This is a genomic window from Herbaspirillum sp. Her4, from assembly GCF_057961335.1.
In genome coordinates this window covers 2,729,181-2,746,141 of the sequence record NZ_CM176330.1, presented here as the reverse complement: position 1 = coordinate 2,746,141, position 16,961 = coordinate 2,729,181, and the positions used below count along the sequence as shown (strand labels likewise).

Sequence of the window (16,961 nt, the reverse complement as noted above, 5' to 3'; positions counted from 1 at the left end):
TTACTTGGCCACTCCCACGAACTGGTTGGTGAAGAGTTCATTGACCGGTGTCGCCTTGCTCACGATGCCTTCGCTGACGTAGAACTTCTGTACCGCGTCCATGCGTGAGGGATCAATCTGGCCCAAGGTTTTCTGGCTGGCATAGACATACTTGTTGTACATCTCGAAGGTAGTCTGGATGCTGGCCTCCTTGCCCTTGTAGGTGGGCAGCGCGGCGACGTAGTCATCGGCTGCGGCCTTCGGATCTTTCATGATGTCCTGCATGCCGCGCAGGGTGGCACGCACCAGCCGCTTCAACAGTTCCGGGTTTTTCTTGATGGTGTCATCGGAGGCCAGAATGGCTTGTGCCATGCTCTTGAAGCCACCGTTGTCCAGCAACTCCAGTTTTGCGCCGGCATCAGTGGCATTGACCACCCAGTCGGGTACGCCTGCAAAGCCCTGCGACTTGCCGGACGTATAAAGCTGCCACACGCCGGAGGGGCCGGCCGCCTGGATCTGCACGTCAGTCTTGGACAGGCCGGCCGTCTTGAGGCTGCCGAGAAAAGCGTAATAGGTCGTATCGGTATAGGACATGACGGTGACGGTCTTGCCCTTCAGATCCTTCAGGGTCTTGATGCCCTCAGCCGGATTGGCCGCCACCATGGTCACCGAACCGGCCCCCAGTACCGCGATGGCCTTCACCGGAATGCCATTGGCCCGCACCACGATGGGGGTATCACCGATGGCGCCACCAATGACGGCATTGCCGGCACCGATCTGCTTGGCCACATCGACGCCGCCCTTGGCGACGATGAAACTGACCTTGAGGTTCTCATCGGCGTAATAGCCCTTGTGCTGTGCCAGTACCCAGGGCGCGAAGGCCGGTGAATTCGGTGGAGCGGGCAGCAGGTAGGTCACTTCTTCCGGTGCCGCTTGGGCCATCGCCGGGACGACGAACGCGCCGACGGCAGCGACCAGGGCAAGTGCACTGGTGGCGGATGCAAACAGGTTCTTCATGTTTCAGGCTCTCCCTTGAGGTCTCTCTGTTGACGGGGTGAAGACGGGTGAAGATGCAGCGTGAATCAGTGGAGTTCGGCGGTTTCCTTGCCCACCTTGAGCAGTTCCATCAGGCGTCCCTGCAAGGGGCCGATCTCGGGCAGCTTGCGGCGCTCCAGCGGGTTGTCGCGGAACGGCAGGTTGACCTCGATTTCCTCGACGATGGTGCCGGGACGTTCGCTCATGACCAGCAGGCGATCCGACAGCGCGATGGCTTCCACCAGGTCATGGGTGATGAAAAGCGCAGTCTTCTTCTTTTCATAGAGCATCTTGGCCAGGTCCTGCTGCAGCACCATCTTGGTCTGCGCATCCAGCGCCGAGAAAGGCTCGTCCAGCAGCAATACCTGCGGATCCACCGCCAGCGTTCGTGCCAGAGCGGCACGCTGACGCATGCCGCCGGAGAGCTGGTAGGGGTAATGCTCCTCAAACCCCTTGAGGTGGCACTTGGCCAGCAACTCGTCGGCAACGCGGCGGCGCTCGGCCTCGCGCATGCCGTCAATCTCCAGACCCAGGGTGACGTTGGCGCGAATATTGCGCCAGGGCATGAGAAGGTCTTTCTGCAGCATGAAGGCCACCTTGCGCACCGGCTTGATGACCTTCTCGCCGCCAACGAAGACTTCGCCCTCACTCGGCAGATACAGCCCGGCCCCCATGTTGAGCAGGGTGCTCTTGCCACAGCCCGAGGGTCCGATGATGGAGACCACTTCGCCACTCTTGATGGAGAGGTTGACGTTGGTGACGGCAGCGCGCGCTTGCGCTGTCTGGCGATCGACAAAGCTCTTGCCGACCTTGCGGAATTCGATTTCGATCATGTTGCCTCTGCTGATTGCCCCAGCGCGCGAGTGCGCCCCGGCTAGTCTTCCCGGCTGCCGTCACTGGTGGACGGGTGCCTCCTGCCGGGCACCATATTGTTCCATATATGAAACCGCAATTTATATATGAGAGATATTCAACGCCAATATAGCAGATATCTCGGCGCCGAATAACTTATTTTGTTCCATATATGAACTACTGATTTATATAGAAACCGCTTTAAACAATTAAGCAATTCGCGTACCAGCAGTGGAGGCAGCATCTGAGCGCTGTCATTTCGGGGCAAGCAGCAAATTCGCCCCGAAATCTCCCTCCTTCGCCTGCGTAGGGTGCAGGCTTCGCACCGTCGTGGCTCTTGTGGTAGCGATGCGACGCCCTCTTCGCTGCGCTGGCAATCGCCTCGCACAGGAGAACGGATCGCACTTGTGTCAGAGAAAAATAATCACATCCTGATGGATCTTTTCTGGCTGAGCTTACTCAATAGCGTTACAACACCCGTGCAATCGTTTCAAAATTGAAGAAATTGATGGCAATAAACCATGCAATTGGCTCAAAACCACCGCACCAACATGGTGAAAAGCTATTTTGCATCACTTATATATGGGAAAAGTCACAAAACCTGCACAAGGCGACAACAGCCACGGCAGGCCTGAAGGGGGGTTGCAACCCAATCGGCAGCACATTTCATACACAGGGGCTTTTTCATGAACAAACTGAAGGTATCCACTCGCCTGGCGTTAGGTTTTGCCGGCGTCATCGTCCTGCTGCTCGTCATCTCGCTGGTGGGCATGTGGGGCTTGTCCACGGTCAAGAGCAATCTAAGCAACATCGTCGCCAACAACCAGCAAGGTGCTCTGGCGGACGTCATGAACAACAGCGTGCGTATTCGTGCTCTGGCCATCCGCAACATCGCCCTGTTCCAGGATCCGGCGCTGGTGTCCGCAGAAATCGAACGCATCAAGGTGCAGGAAAAAAGCTATCAGGAAGCTCGCGACAAGCTGCGCAAGCTCTTTGACGCGCCGGATACCTCCCGCAAGGAACGTGAGTTCTTTGATCAGATCGCGCAAAACGCCGCCGATACCGAGCCGCTGCTGAAACAGGCCGTCACTCTGGCCCAGGAGAACAAGACCACTGATCTGATCAACCTGCTGGTCCAGAAGATTCGTCCGGTGCAGGCCAAGTGGCTGGACAACCTCGATGCGCTGGGCCGCCTGGAAGATGATCTCAACGATCAGGCCGCCGCCGATGCCGAAACGACCTATCAACGCATCGCCACGACCATCTGGACCCTGGTGGCTGGCTCGGTGCTGCTGGCCTTGGGCGCAGCCTTCCTGATCGTGCGCAGTGTCCTGCGCCAGCTGGGTGGCGAACCGGCCGATGCCCAGGTCCTGGCGGCGCAGATCGCCCAGGGCAACCTGGCGGTGAGCATCCCGCTGGCCAAGGGCGACCAGCACAGCCTGATGGCCTCTCTCGACAACATGCGTGCCCAGCTCACCAGCATCGTCGACGGCATCAAGCGATCCGCCGAATCGATTTCCACTGCCGCCGGCCAGATCGCGGTGGGCAATCTGGATCTGTCACGCCGTACCGAAGAGCAGGCGGCTTCGCTGGAAGAGACCGCCTCCAGCATGGAAGAGATCACCTCCACCGTCGAGCAGAACACCCAGAACGCCGGCCAGGGCAACCAGCTGGCGCGCGCGGCCTCGCTGCACGCGCAGAAGGGAGGCGAAGTGGTGGAACGCGTGGTCGATACCATGAAGGATATTTCGCAAAGTGCCTACAAGATCACGGAGATCATTTCCACCGTGGAGGGCATCGCCTTCCAGACCAATATCCTGGCCTTGAACGCCGCGGTGGAAGCGGCGCGCGCCGGTGAGCAGGGACGCGGCTTCGCGGTGGTCGCCAGCGAAGTGCGCTCGCTGGCCCAGCGCAGCGCCTCGGCGGCCAAGGAAATCCGTGGCCTGATCGAGTCGTCGGTGGAACATGTGGAAGCTGGCCAGAAACTGGTCGATGAAGCTGGCCAGACCATGGATCAGGTGGTGCAATCGATCCAGCAGGTCAACGACCTCATGAGCGAGATCACGGCCGCCTCCAGCGAACAGAGTTCGGGGATCAGCCAGATCAACATCGCCATCTCGCAAATGGATGAAGTGACGCAGCAGAATGCGGCGCTGGTGGAAGAGTCGGCCAGTGCGGCGCAATCCATGGCGCAACAGGCTGACAGTCTGCGGGATGCCGTATCGGTGTTCCGGCTGGAACAGGCTCAGCCTGCCGTGCCTGCATCGCGCGAGAAGGTGATTCAACCGGGTATGGCACTGCTCAGCCCGGCCTGAAATTAACACACGCTAAGTTGTATCCCTGGCCCGCTGGTGCTGCGCTTCCGCAGCCTGGTGGGCTTTTTCTTTCAGGCGCGCCATGTTCATGCCGATGGCGACCACCACGGCAGAGGCGCTCCAGAACCAGAAGGCCGGTCGCTGGGCGAATTCCTGTTCAGGCGTGAAGGGAATCCACATGGTGTCCAGTGCCACAAGGACAAAGAAGACCGAGCTTGCTGGCCGGGCCAGCAACTTCTCACTGAACGAAATGAGCAGAGAGAAGATCAGGCCGAGGTTGACGACGCTGTAGAAAGACATCGCCAGCCCCAGCCAACTGGGTTTTTCAAGCAGGAAGAACGGCATCATGAGCGAATAGACGAAGGCCAGCGCCCCCGGTTCGGTACCGAGCACGGGTACTACCAGCGAGACCATGAACAATAGCCAGCCAGCCTGGATTACGCGGCGGGCGCGCTTGAGATGAGGTGTCGTATCCGGCGCGGGCGCAGCGGGCAGCATCTCCGGGCGGGGCGGGGCAATGAAGAGATCGCGAAGCGACTTGGACATGAACAGGCCCGTTGGCAAGGGTGGCTGAAGAGGAAGAAGACGGACCTGGAAAAGACAAACGGCGAACCCGAAGGTTCGCCGTTGTCCTTGTTCGTCCTCCATCCCTGCCATGCAGCGGGCAGGGACCGGAAGATTACTTCTTGCGCTGCGGCGGCAAGTCCGTGCAATGCCCTTCGGCGACTTCAGCGGCCATGCCCAGCGATTCACCCAGGGTCGGGTGCGGGTGGATGGTCTTGCCGATATCGACGGCGTCCGCGCCCATCTCGATGGCCAGCGCCACTTCGCCGATCATGTCGCCTGCGTGCGTACCGACGATGCCGCCACCGATGATGCGATGGGTCTCGGCATCAAAGAGCAGCTTGGTGAAGCCTTCCGAACGGCCATTGGCCACGGCGCGACCGGAAGCGGCCCACGGGAAGTGGCCCTTCTCGATCTTGATGCCCTTGGCCTTGGCTTCGTCTTCGGTCACGCCGACCCATGCCACTTCCGGATCGGTATAAGCCACCGAGGGGATCACGCTGGCATCGAAGAAGCTCTTCTCGCCGGCAATCGCTTCAGCGGCCACGTGGCCTTCATGCACCGCCTTGTGCGCCAGCATGGGCTGGCCCACCAGGTCGCCGATGGCGAAGATGTGCGGCACGTTGGTGCGCATCTGCTTGTCCACGGCGATGAAGCCGCGATCGGAGACGATCACGCCCGCCTTGTCGGCCGACAGCTTCTTGCCGTTCGGGCTGCGGCCCACGGCCACCAGCACCAGGTCGTACAGTTGCGGCTCGGGTGCAGTCGCACCGGCTTCAGCGGCTTCGAACGTGACCTTGATGCCTTCCGGCAGGGCTTCCACGGCCACGGTCTTGGTCTTGACCATGACGTTGTCGAAGCGCTTCTCGTTGAACTTCTGCCAGACCTTGACCATGTCGCGGTCCGCGCCTTGCATCAGGCCGTCCATCATCTCGACCACGTCGATGCGCGCGCCCAGTGTGGAATAGACGGTGGCCATTTCCAGGCCGATGATGCCGCCGCCGATGACCAGCATGCGCTTGGGCACCTGGCGCAGTTCCAGCGCGCCGGTCGAGTCGACGATGCGCGGATCCTGCGGTACGAACGGCAGGTTCACCACGGACGAACCGGCGGCGATGATGGCGTGCTTGAACTGCACCACCTTCTTGCTGCCGTCTTCAGCGGTGACTTCGATGTGGTTGGGGCCGGCGAACTGGCCGTCACCACGGACCACCTGCACCTTGCGCGCCTTGGCCATGCCGGCCAGGCCACCGGTCATGGTGCCGATGACCTTGTCCTTGTAGGCGCGCAGCTTGTCGATGTCGATCTCGGGCTTGCCGAAGCTCACGCCGTGCGAGGCCATGGCGGCGGTCTCGTCGATCACGGCCGCCACGTGCAGCAGGGCCTTGGAGGGGATGCAGCCGACATTGAGGCAGACGCCACCCAAGGTGGCATCGCGCTCGACGATGACGGTATTGAGGCCCAGATCGGCCGCGCGGAAGGCAGCCGAGTAACCGCCAGGACCACCACCGAGCACCATCACGTCGCACTGCACGTCGGCGCTGCCGCCGAAGCTGGCAGCGGCCGGTGCAGCCGCCGGTGGGGCGGGCGCAGCAGCAGCAGGCGCGGCAGCCGGAGCGGGCGCAGCGGCCGGTGCCGGTGCGGCAGCCGCTTCACCAGCGGCTTCCACCAGCAACAGCAGCGAGCCTTCGGCGACCTTGTTACCGACCTTGACCTTCACTTCCTTGACCACGCCGGCCTGGCTGGACGGGATTTCCATGCTGGCCTTGTCGGATTCGACGGTGATCAGCGACTGATCCACCTTGATGGTGTCGCCGACCTTGACCATCACCTCGATGACTTCGACTTCCTTGAAATCCCCGATATCGGGGACCTTGACTTCAGAGAGACTCATTGTCCTGACTCCGTAATGTTCGGTGGTGGCTTAGAGGAGCGACTTGCGCAGATCGCCCAGCACGTCGGCCAGATAAGCCGAGAAGCGCGCGCCCATGGCGCCGTCGATGACGCGGTGGTCATAGGACAGCGAGGTCGGCAGCATCAGGCGCGGCACGAACTGCTTGCCATCCCACACCGGCTTGGTGATCGACTTGGACAGGCCCAGGATGGCCACTTCCGGCGCATTGATGATGGGCGTGAAGGCGGTACCGCCAATGCCACCCAGCGAGGAGATGGTGAAGGTCGCGCCTTGCATGTCGGCGGGCTTCAACTTGCCGTCGCGGGCTTGTGCGGACAGTTCGCCCATTTCGGTAGCGATCTGGCCGATGCTCTTCTGGTCGGCGTTCTTGATGACCGGCACCACCAGGCCATTCGGGGTATCGGCGGCGAAGCCGATGTTGTAGTACTTCTTCAGGATCAGGTTCTCGCCCTTCTCGTCCAGGGACGCATTGAAGGCCGGGAATTTCTTCAGGGCCGAGACGCTGGCCTTGATGACGAACGCCAGCATGGTCAGCTTGACCGGCGACTTGGCCTTGGCGAAGGCATCGTTGGAGGTCTTGCGGAATTCTTCCAGCTCGGTCACGTCGGCTTCGTCGAACTGCGTCACGTGGGGAATCATGACCCAGTTGCGATGCAGGTTGGGGCCGCTGATCTTCTTGATGCGCGACAGCGGTTGCAGTTCGGTTTCACCGAACTTGCTGAAGTCCAGCGACGGCCACGGCAACAGGTTCATGCCCGAGCCGCTGCCATTGGTCGCCGGTGCGGCAGCGGCCACCGAGGTGGAACCGGCCATGACGCCCTTGACGAAGTTCTGCACGTCCAATTGCAGGATGCGGCCCTTGGGACCGGTAGCCGGCACGCGCGACAGATCCACGCCCAGTTCGCGGGCGAACTTGCGCACGGAAGGCGAAGCGTGGGCCTTGCCGCCGGTGCTGGTGGCCGAAGCGGTAGCGATGGCGGGCACGGCGGCAGCGGCCGGCGCGGGTGCTGCAGCAGGAGCCGGTGCAGCGGCCGGCGCGGCTGCAGGTGCAGCGGCGGCGGCAGGAGCGGCGGCAGCAGCCGGCGCGCCACCTGCAGCTTCGATGGTGGCGATGATGCTGCCCTTGGCGACCTTGTCACCCAGCTTGATCTTCAGTTCCTTGATGACGCCGGCGTGGCTGGAGGGGATCTCCATGCTGGCCTTGTCGGATTCCACGGTCAGCAGGGATTGCTCGGCCTTGACGGTGTCGCCGACCTTGACCATGACTTCGATGACTTCCACTTCCTTGAAGTCACCGATATCAGGGACTTCGATCTCGATGGTGCCTCCACCGGCGGCGGCAGGCGCCGCAGCCGGAGCAGGTGCAGGTGCGGAAGCCTGCGCGGCTGCCGGTGCAGCGGCGGCCGCTTGCGGTGCGGCGGCAGGGGCAGCCGCAGCGCCCTCGCCTTCGACGATCACCAGCAGCGAACCTTCAGCGACCTTGTCACCGACCTTGACCTTGATTTCCTTGACCACGCCGGCCTGGCTGGACGGGATTTCCATGCTGGCCTTGTCGGATTCAACCGTGATCAGCGACTGGTCGACCTTGATCGTGTCGCCGACCTTGACCATCACCTCAATGACTTCGACTTCCTTGAAATCGCCGATGTCCGGGACTTTTACTTCGACTTGACTCATCTGATGCGCTCCGTTGTTCTGTTCCCAGGCACTGGGCCGGGAGAAGTATTCGCTTGGGGCAGGTGCTGCCTGAGCAGCGGACCTCCCCGTTGGGGTGGCAGTTCCAGACACGACACATCCCCGCGATCAGCAGGCTGAGGCGGGGATGGTCGGTCAGGCAGTCCTTACAGGGTCACCGGGTTCGGCTTGTTCGGATCAATGCCGTATTTGGCGATGGCTTGCGCCACCACTTCCGGCTTGATCTTGCCTTCATCGGCCAGCGACTTCAGGGCGGCCACGGTCACGAAGTAACGGTTCACTTCGAAGAACTCACGCAGCTTGGCGCGGGTGTCCGAACGGCCGTAGCCGTCGGTGCCCAGCACCTTGTAGGAGCGACCCTTCGGCACGAAGGCGCGAACCTGCTCGGCGTAGGTGCGCATGTAGTCGGTGGAGACCACGATCGGGCCTTCGCTGCCTTCCAGCGATTGCTCGAAGTAGCTCTTCTTCGGGGCCTCGGCCGGGTGCAGCATGTTCCAGCGCTCCACGTCCTGGCCATCGCGGGCCAGCAGGGTGAAGGACGGTGCGGACCAGACGTCGGCGTCGACCTTCCAGTCATCGCGCAGCAGGTCGGCCGCAGCGATGACTTCGCGCAGGATGGTGCCCGAACCCAGCAGTTGCACGCGCAGCTTGTTTTCCTTGCCGCCTTCGTTCAACAGGTACAGGCCCTTGATGATGCCCTCTTCCTGGCCCGGCTTGATGCCAGGGTGGCCGTAGTTCTCGTTCATCACGGTGATGTAGTAGAACACGTCTTCCTGGTTGGCCACCATGCGGCGCAGGCCGTCATGGATGATCACGGCGACTTCGTGGGCGAAGGTCGGGTCGTAGGGAATGCAGTTCGGGATCGCCGAGGCGAACACGTGGCTGTGGCCGTCTTCGTGCTGCAGGCCTTCACCGTTCAGGGTGGTACGGCCGGCGGTGCCGCCGATCAGGAAGCCGCGCGCACGCATGTCACCGGCTGCCCATGCCAGGTCGCCGATACGCTGCAGACCGAACATGGAGTAGTAGGTGTAGAACGGAATCATCACGCGATTGTTGGTCGAGTACGAGGTCGCCGCAGCGATCCACGAGCTCATGCCACCGGCTTCGTTGATGCCTTCCTGCAGGATCTGGCCGGCCTTGTCTTCGCGGTAGTACATCACCTGGTCCTTGTCGACCGGTTCGTACAGCTGGCCGACCTGGCTGAAGATGCCGATCTGGCGGAACAGGCCTTCCATACCGAAGGTACGGGACTCGTCGACCATGATGGGCACCACGCGCGGGCCCAGGTTGGGGTCGCGCAGCAGTGCGGTCAGCACGCGCGAATAGGCGGCGGTGGTGGAGATCTCACGGCCTTCGGCGGTGGGTTCCAGCATGGCCTGGAAGGCCGACAGTTCCGGCACCGGCAGCTTTTCGTCGGCGTGGACGCGGCGCTGCGGCAGATAGCCGCCCAGGGCCTTGCGGCGCTCGTGCAGGTACTGCATTTCCGGCGCGTCGTCAGCCGGTTTGAAGAACGGGATGTTGGGCAGTTCGGCGTCCGAGATCGGCAACTGGAAGCGGTCGCGCATGGCGCGGATGGCTTCGTCGTCCAGTTTCTTGGTGTTGTGCGCGGTGTTGCGCGCTTCGCCTGCCTTGCCGAAACCATAGCCCTTGATGGACTTGGCCAGGATCACGGTCGGCTGGTCCTTCGATTCCTGGGCGACCTTGAAGGCCGCGTAGATCTTGTGCGGGTCATGCCCGCCGCGGGTCAGGCGCCAGATGTCGTCATCCGACATCTTGGAGACCATTTCCAGCAGCTTGGGATGCTTGCCGAAGAAGTGCTTGCGCACGAAGGCGCCGTCCTTGGCCTTGTAGTTCTGGTACTCGCCGTCGACGGTTTCCATCATGACCTTCTGCAGGATGCCGTCCTTGTCCTTGGCCAGCAGCTCGTCCCAGCCGCTGCCCCAGATGACCTTGACCACGTTCCAGCCGGCGCCGCGGAAGTCGGACTCCAGTTCCTGGATGATCTTGCCATTGCCGCGCACCGGACCGTCCAGGCGCTGCAGGTTGCAGTTGACCACGATGACCAGATTGTTCAGCTTTTCACGGCCGGCCATGCCGATGGCGCCCATCGATTCCGGCTCGTCCATTTCGCCGTCGCCACAGAAGGCCCAGACCTTGCGGTTGTCGGTCTTGGCAATGCCACGGGCGTGCAGGTACTTCAGGAAGCGTGCCTGGTAGATCGCCATCAAGGGGCCCAGGCCCATCGAGACGGTCGGGAACTGCCAGAATTCCGGCATCAGCTTGGGGTGCGGGTAGGACGACAGGCCATGACCGTCGGCTTCGCGGCGGAAGTGGATCAGCTGGTCTTCGGTCAGGCGGCCTTCCAGGAAGGCGCGCGCGTAGATGCCGGGCGAGGAGTGGCCCTGGATGTACAGCAGGTCGCCGCCGTGCTCTTCGGTCGGGGCGTGCCAGAAGTGGTTGAAGCCGATGCCCAGCATGTTGGCCAGCGACGCGAAGGAAGACAGGTGGCCACCCAGGTCGCCATCCACGCGGTTGGCCTTGACCACCATGGCCATGGCGTTCCAGCGCATCCAGGAGCGCAGGCGCTCTTCATATTCCAGGTTGCCCGGGCAGTGCTCGCCCTGGTCGGCCGGAATGGTGTTGACGTAGGCCGTGTTGCTGGAGAAGGGGATGTGGGCACCACGGCGGCGCGCCAGATCGACCATGCGTTCCATCAGGTAGTGGGCGCGGTCCGGGCCTTCCTTTTCGATCACGGCTTCGAGGGCGTCAAGCCACTCCTGGGTTTCCATCACATCGGGATCGTTGGCGGCCTGCGCCAGAACTTGATCGATTTGGGCTGACATGTCATGTCTCCTGGTTGTTGAGAGATCCGTCCGGTCGGGTGGACCAGGCGGGTCGGTCGGTTCATTCGGTACGCAATGCCGCCGGCAGGTGTTGCAGGAAAAGCGCCATGTGTTGCCTGTGCTGCAATCCTTCCCGGCCCGTGGGGCAAGGCGTTGGAGGCGAAACAGGCTTAAATGTACGGTCTTCCAGCCGTGTGGACGACGAATTTTATCAGGGAATTTTTGATTTTCAAATTACGATAATCAATTTCATAATGCGAAAATATGCTGCAAAGCGGCATGAATAGGGGCTTCCAGGGCCTCGTATTTTTACTATATGCCGCTGTGAGCGAGGGTTTCTTGCCCTGTTTGCAATGCCGCAAAGGCTGCCGGCAGAGCCTCAAACAGCATTTTTCGCACCATAAAAGTGAACGGAAAGAATTGCCAAGGCAGCAATGACCTGCCTTTCCGGCCGACAAGCAAAAACGCCTCGTCGAGGGACGAGGCGTTGCCATTTTGCCTATCGTTCAGGCATTGCACACCATAAATGAAGCGGAAGGTCCGGTGTCAGATGGCGATATTGCCCAGGGTACTGGCCCGGTAGGCGGCCACGAAGGTATCGAAGTCGCCGACCTGGGTGCGCTCGATGTCGCGCTGGGCATCCAGCGAAGCCTGGGCGATGGCCACGAAGTCAGCCGTCCTGGAGGACGAGAGCGGACGGGCGATCAGTTCGGCGGCCTGGCGCTGGCTGTTGGCCAGGGTATAAGCCGGGAAGGAATTGCCGGCTTCGCGGATCTCGCGCAGGACGCGTGCCGAGGGCGTGCTGTCAGGATCGGCCAGCTTGGCGCGCTGCACGGCCAGGCTGTCGCGGTGCTGGGTGCCGCCGAGATGACGGTCCAGCAGCTCGGCGACCGGTTCCATGCGGTCCAGCAGTTGCTGGCCCCAGTCGGTGAGCAACAGGCTTTCACCCTTGAACTGCAGCTTCAAGCCGGGACGGCGGCCTTCCTTGACGGTAGCGAGGAAGTTGGCGCGGTTTTCCACGCCCTCCTCGTCCGAGGTCAGGCAGCTCGATTCCAGCGCCAGGAAGTGCAGGAACACATCCAGGAAACGCGCCGCTTCCAGGCCGATGCCCAGCGGATTGAAGGGATCGATGTCCATGCAGCGCACTTCCACATACTGCACGCCGCGCGCCGACAGCGCCTGCACCGGGCGCTCGCCGCTGTTGATGACGCGCTTGGGGCGGATCGCCGAGTAGAACTCGTTTTCGATCTGCAGGATGTTGGTATTGATCTGCACCCATTCACCGTCGCGCTTGGTGCCAATGGCTTCATACGGCGGATACGGCTCGCTGACGGCATGCGCCAGGCTGCGGATGTAAGCCGGCAGGTTGTTGTAGTGCGGGGTGATGTTGGCCTGGGCGTGGTTCTGGTAGCCCAGGTCGCTCATGCGCAGGCTGGTGCCGTAAGGCAGGAAGAGCGTGTCTTCGGACAAGGTCTCCAGCTGATGCGGCCGGCCGCGCAGGAAATTGGTCGCCACCGCCGGTGAAGCACCGAACAGGTACATCAGCAGCCAGCTGTAGCGGCGGAAGTTGCGGATCAGGGCAATGTAGCGCTCGGACTGGTAATCGCGGCGCGACAGGGAAGCATCGACGGTGTCGTCGCCGTCCCGCAGGACTTCCCACAAGTCTTCACTTAAAGAGAAGTTGTAGTGAATACCGGCGATGCACTGCATGGTGCGGCCATAGCGCAGCGCCAGGCCACGGCGGTAGACGTGCTTCAACATGCCGATGTGCGAGCTGCCGTACCAGGCCAGCGGAATCTCGTCTTCCGGCGGCAGCACGCAGGGCATCGAGGCATTCCAGAGGAATTCGCCGTCCAGCTTGGTGTAGGCAAAGCGGTGGATCTCGTCCAGGCGCTGCAGGGCATCGGCGATGTCGGGCATGGCCGGCGTGATGAACTCCAGCAGCGACTCCGAATAATCGGTGGTGATCAGGTCATTGGTCAGGGCCGATCCCAGCGCCGGCGGATGGGGCGTGCGGGCCAGATGACCCTGGCCGTCCACGCGCAGCGTCTCCCGTTCCACGCCGCGCAGGCCCTGGCCCAGCAGCGCAAGATGGTGCGGCTGGGAAAGCTGTTGCAGGCGGCGGGCGAGGAGATCGGTCATGCGGTAGTCCTTGGTTCTTGTCGCTATGTAGAACCCATTTCATCAATAGGCGTGAGTGCGAGCGAGTCCCGTTTGGGATGAAGTGCAAGGCGCGAATTTGGGTCAAGACTGGACGTCTTGACCCAAATTCGTAACGCAGCAATTCGCCCAAACGGGCCGCTCCCTGCGGGTTCTGTCCAGAAAGGGCGCTGGCCGCGTTGCGCTCCTTGCGTGTGGCAACCGCCACACGACGCGTCGCGCGCCTTGCCAGCTCCCTTTCTGGACAGAACGCATCTCACGCCTATTGATGAAATGGGTTCTAGTAGCAGCTGGGGCTTCAGGATGCGGGAGCATAACCGAAAATGCAAATCCCCGTCGTGCGCCACCCCAAATGCCAATATGAAGGAAATTGATGCAAAAAGTATTTGCAATCAAGCAATATGCCATCTCGCGCCGGCATTTCGTCCGGCCTGCCGCCTGGCTTTATAATCACGGGTTCCGGTACTTTGCGCCTTGAGTTCGAGTGGTCCCGGCCTGACCGGGCGCCTTCTTTCCAGCCCTGCCCTTCACTTTCTAAATCTAAAGCCTTATCTGCCATGTCTGCCCAACTGATCGACGGAAACCTGCTCTCCCAACAACTGCGCGCCGAAGTGGCCAAGCGCGCCGCCGCCCTCACCGCCCAAGGCAAGCAACCCGGCCTGGCCGTGATCCTGGTGGGCGACAGCCCGGCTTCCCAGGTCTACGTGCGCAACAAGGTCAAGGCCTGCCAGGACAACGGCCTGCACTCCGTGCTGGAAAAATATGAAGCCTCGATGACGGAAGCCGAGCTCCTGGCCCGCATCGACGCCCTCAACGCCGATCCCAAGATCAACGGCATCCTGGTGCAGCTGCCGCTGCCGGCCCATATCGATGCCCACAAGGTGATCGAAGCCATCGCCCCGGAAAAGGACGTGGACGGTTTCCACGTCAGCAACGCCGGCCTGCTCATGACCGGCCAGCCGCTGTTCCGCCCCTGCACTCCCTACGGCGTCATGAAGATGCTGGAATCGATCGACTACCCGGTGCGTGGCGCCAATGCGGTGGTGGTCGGTGCCTCGAACATCGTCGGCAAGCCGCAGGCGATGTTGCTCTTGCAAGCCGGTGCCACCGTCACTATCTGTAACTCCAAGACCCGTGACCTCGGCCACCACACCCGCCAGGCCGACATCCTGGTGGTCGCCACCGGCAAGCGCAACATCGTCACCGCCGACATGGTCAAGCCGGGCGCAGTCGTCATCGACGTCGGCATGAACCGCGATGACAACGGCAAGCTGTGCGGCGACGTCGATTTCGCCAATGCCAAGGAAGTCGCCGGCTGGATCACCCCGGTGCCGGGTGGCGTGGGTCCGATGACCATCACCATGCTGCTGGTCAACACCATCGAAGCCGCCGAACGCAGCTGATCGGCACGCCCTTAGCGCATTACCCTCCGGCAGCCTGGCTGCCGGAAGTTTTCAGAGAAACGAGAGCCCATGACCACCACTGACATCGCCGCCAATCCCCTGCTCGATTTCTCGGGCTATGCCCAGTTCGATGCCATCCAGCCGGAGCACGTCACACCGGCGCTGGACAAGCTGCTGGCCGACGCCAGCCGCCTGGTCACCGAACTGGAAGCACCGATGGCCGAAGTCACCTGGGACAATTTCGTCGAGCCGCTGGAGTCCGCCACCGAAAAGCTGGGCCGCGCCTGGAGCGTGGTCGGCCACTTGAATTCGGTGATGGACACCCCGGCCCTGCGCGCCACCTACAACGAGAACCAGCCGCGCCTGGTGGAATTCTGGACTGCGCTGGGCCAGAACCTGGCGCTGTTCGAGAAGTACAAGGCCCTGCAGGCCAGCCCGGCCTTCGCCTCGCTGTCGGCAGCGCGCCGCAAGGTGGTGGACAATGCCGTGCGCGACTTCCGCCTGTCGGGTGCCGAACTGGCCGACGACAAGAAGGAACGCTTCGCCGAGATCCAGGAAAAGCAGGCCATGCTGACCACCCGTTTCTCCGAAAACGTGCTGGATGCCACCAATGATTTCGCCCTCTTCGTCGAGGACGAGGCCGAATTGTCGGGGCTTCCGGCCGATGTGAAGCAAGCTGCACGGGCCGCCGCCGAGAAGGACGGCAAGCCCGGCTACAAGTTCACGCTGCACTTCCCCTCGTATTTCCCGGTGCTGCAATATGCAGATAATCGCGCGCTGCGCGAGAAGATCTACCGTGCCAACGCCACCAAGGCATCCGAACTGGGGGTCAAGCCGGAATGGGACAACAGCGGCAACATCGACCAGATCCTGCAACTGCGCAAGGAAGAAGCGCAATTGCTGGGCTACGCCAACTTTGCCGAAGTGTCGCTGGTGGCCAAGATGGCCAAGTCGCCCGGCGAAGTGATCGCCTTCCTGGAAGACCTGGGCCAGCGCGCCCGCCCCTTCGGCCAGAAGGATTATGAAGAACTGAAGACCTTCGCCCGTGAAAAGCTGGGCCTGGACGAACTGAAGGCCTGGGACAGCACCTATGCCTCCGAAAAACTGCGCGAGCAGCGCTACGCCTTCTCGGAACAGGAAGTGAAGCAATATTTCCCCGAGCCCAAGGTGGTCGGCGGCCTGTTCCAGGTGGCGCAGCAGCTCTTCGGCGTGCAGATCAAGCCCGATACCGCGCCGGTGTGGCACAAGGATGTGAAGTTTTACCGCATCGAGCGTGACGGCCAGCTGGTCGGCCAGTTCTACCTGGACCTGTATGCCCGCTCCGGCAAGCGTGGCGGTGCCTGGATGGATGACGCCCGCGCCCGCCGCCTGACCGCGCAGGGTGTGCAGACCCCGATCGCCTATCTGGTCTGCAATTTCACCGAACCTGCAGTGGTCGATGGCGTGGCCAAGCCGGCCCTGTTCACGCATGATGAAGTGATCACCCTCTTCCACGAATTCGGCCATGGCCTGCATCACATGCTGACGCAGGTCGATGAAGTGGGCGTGTCCGGCATTTCCGGCGTGGAATGGGATGCGGTGGAACTGCCCTCGCAGTTCATGGAAAACTTCTGCTGGGAATGGGATGTGCTGCAGCAGCTGACTGCGCATGCCGAGACCGGCGAGCCGCTGCCGCGCGCGCTGTATGACAAGATGATCGCCGCCAAGAACTTCCAGTCCGGCCTGCAGATGCTGCGCCAAGTGGAGTTCTCGCTGTTCGACATGCTGATCCACCATGAATATGAGGTCGGTGGCCAGCAGACCGTGCAGCAGTTGCTCGACAGCGTGCGCGACCGTATCGCCGTCATCCGCCCGCCGGAGTTCAACCGCTTCCAGCATTCCTTCTCGCACATCTTCGCAGGCGGGTATGCGGCGGGTTACTACAGCTACAAGTGGGCTGAAGTGCTGTCAGCGGATGCGTACAGTGCGTTTGAGGAAGCGGCCGCCAGCAGCGGCAATGTGATCTCGCTGGAAACCGGTCGCCGCTTCCAGCAGGAAATCCTGGCCGTGGGCGGTTCGCGTCCGGCCATTGAGTCCTTCAAGGCGTTCCGGGGACGGGAGCCGAGCATTGATGCCTTGCTGCGGCATAGTGGTATGGCAGCTTAATCCCGCTTGCGCCCCGCAAGACGGCCTTTGATGACGGCCCGCCACCACGGCGGGC

At 62.0% G+C, this 16,961-nt stretch carries 10 protein-coding genes; 3 read left to right on the top strand and 7 right to left on the bottom strand.

Annotated elements, in window-relative coordinates:
• Entirely contained in the window at window positions 1–996 is a 996-nt protein-coding gene (locus ACWFUC_RS12375) for an ABC transporter substrate-binding protein (RefSeq protein ID WP_034340420.1), read from the bottom strand.
• 65 nt (window positions 997–1,061) lie between these two features.
• Window positions 1,062–1,847 (bottom strand): ABC transporter ATP-binding protein, encoded by a 786-nt coding sequence (locus tag ACWFUC_RS12370; RefSeq protein WP_489625024.1) that lies wholly within the window; start codon window positions 1,845–1,847, stop codon window positions 1,062–1,064.
• 705 nt (window positions 1,848–2,552) lie between these two features.
• Here ACWFUC_RS12370 and ACWFUC_RS12365 point away from each other — a divergent pair.
• On the top strand, window positions 2,553–4,181 hold the full coding sequence (locus tag ACWFUC_RS12365; RefSeq protein WP_489625023.1) for a methyl-accepting chemotaxis protein: 1,629 nt from the start codon (window positions 2,553–2,555) through the stop codon (window positions 4,179–4,181).
• 12 nt (window positions 4,182–4,193) lie between these two features.
• Here the strand turns inward: ACWFUC_RS12365 and ACWFUC_RS12360 are convergent, their stop codons facing one another.
• From ACWFUC_RS12360 to gshA, 5 genes are all read right to left on the bottom strand, one after another.
• On the bottom strand, window positions 4,194–4,727 hold the full coding sequence (locus ACWFUC_RS12360) for a hypothetical protein (RefSeq protein WP_489637612.1): 534 nt from the start codon (window positions 4,725–4,727) through the stop codon (window positions 4,194–4,196).
• 133 nt (window positions 4,728–4,860) lie between these two features.
• Window positions 4,861–6,639 (bottom strand): dihydrolipoyl dehydrogenase, encoded by a 1,779-nt coding sequence (gene lpdA, locus ACWFUC_RS12355; protein WP_489625021.1) that lies wholly within the window; start codon window positions 6,637–6,639, stop codon window positions 4,861–4,863.
• 30 nt (window positions 6,640–6,669) lie between these two features.
• The gene (gene aceF / locus ACWFUC_RS12350) at window positions 6,670–8,337 is read right to left on the bottom strand and encodes a dihydrolipoyllysine-residue acetyltransferase (protein WP_489625020.1); all 1,668 of its coding nucleotides are present in this window, start codon (window positions 8,335–8,337) and stop codon (window positions 6,670–6,672) included.
• Between the two features lie 164 nt (window positions 8,338–8,501).
• Window positions 8,502–11,198 (bottom strand): pyruvate dehydrogenase (acetyl-transferring), homodimeric type, encoded by a 2,697-nt coding sequence (gene aceE, locus ACWFUC_RS12345; RefSeq protein ID WP_121038407.1) that lies wholly within the window; start codon window positions 11,196–11,198, stop codon window positions 8,502–8,504.
• Between the two features lie 546 nt (window positions 11,199–11,744).
• Complete coding sequence (gene gshA / locus ACWFUC_RS12340; protein WP_489625018.1) at window positions 11,745–13,340, bottom strand: glutamate--cysteine ligase; 1,596 nt, start codon at window positions 13,338–13,340, stop codon at window positions 11,745–11,747.
• A 575-nt stretch (window positions 13,341–13,915) separates the two neighbouring features.
• Between gshA and folD the strand changes: the two genes are divergently transcribed.
• Together folD and ACWFUC_RS12330 are read left to right on the top strand one after the other, a co-directional pair.
• Window positions 13,916–14,761, top strand: coding sequence for a bifunctional methylenetetrahydrofolate dehydrogenase/methenyltetrahydrofolate cyclohydrolase FolD (gene folD / locus ACWFUC_RS12335; RefSeq protein WP_134221815.1), 846 nt, complete (start codon window positions 13,916–13,918; stop codon window positions 14,759–14,761).
• 69 nt (window positions 14,762–14,830) lie between these two features.
• Window positions 14,831–16,906, top strand: a complete 2,076-nt coding sequence (locus ACWFUC_RS12330; protein ID WP_489625017.1) for a M3 family metallopeptidase — start codon at window positions 14,831–14,833, stop codon at window positions 16,904–16,906.
• Window positions 16,907–16,961: the final 55 nt, after the last annotated feature.

Coding starts and splice junctions, on each gene's coding strand:
- lpdA (WP_489625021.1), bottom strand. CDS start 6,639: ATGAGTCTCTCTGAAGTCAAGGTCCCCGATATCGGGGATTTCAAGGAA.
- folD (WP_134221815.1), top strand. CDS start 13,916: ATGTCTGCCCAACTGATCGACGGAAACCTGCTCTCCCAACAACTGCGC.
- ACWFUC_RS12365 (WP_489625023.1), top strand. CDS start 2,553: ATGAACAAACTGAAGGTATCCACTCGCCTGGCGTTAGGTTTTGCCGGC.
- aceF (WP_489625020.1), bottom strand. CDS start 8,337: ATGAGTCAAGTCGAAGTAAAAGTCCCGGACATCGGCGATTTCAAGGAA.
- ACWFUC_RS12330 (WP_489625017.1), top strand. CDS start 14,831: ATGACCACCACTGACATCGCCGCCAATCCCCTGCTCGATTTCTCGGGC.
- ACWFUC_RS12375 (WP_034340420.1), bottom strand. CDS start 996: ATGAAGAACCTGTTTGCATCCGCCACCAGTGCACTTGCCCTGGTCGCT.
- ACWFUC_RS12360 (WP_489637612.1), bottom strand. CDS start 4,727: ATGTCCAAGTCGCTTCGCGATCTCTTCATTGCCCCGCCCCGCCCGGAG.
- gshA (WP_489625018.1), bottom strand. CDS start 13,340: ATGACCGATCTCCTCGCCCGCCGCCTGCAACAGCTTTCCCAGCCGCAC.
- ACWFUC_RS12370 (WP_489625024.1), bottom strand. CDS start 1,847: ATGATCGAAATCGAATTCCGCAAGGTCGGCAAGAGCTTTGTCGATCGC.
- aceE (WP_121038407.1), bottom strand. CDS start 11,198: ATGTCAGCCCAAATCGATCAAGTTCTGGCGCAGGCCGCCAACGATCCC.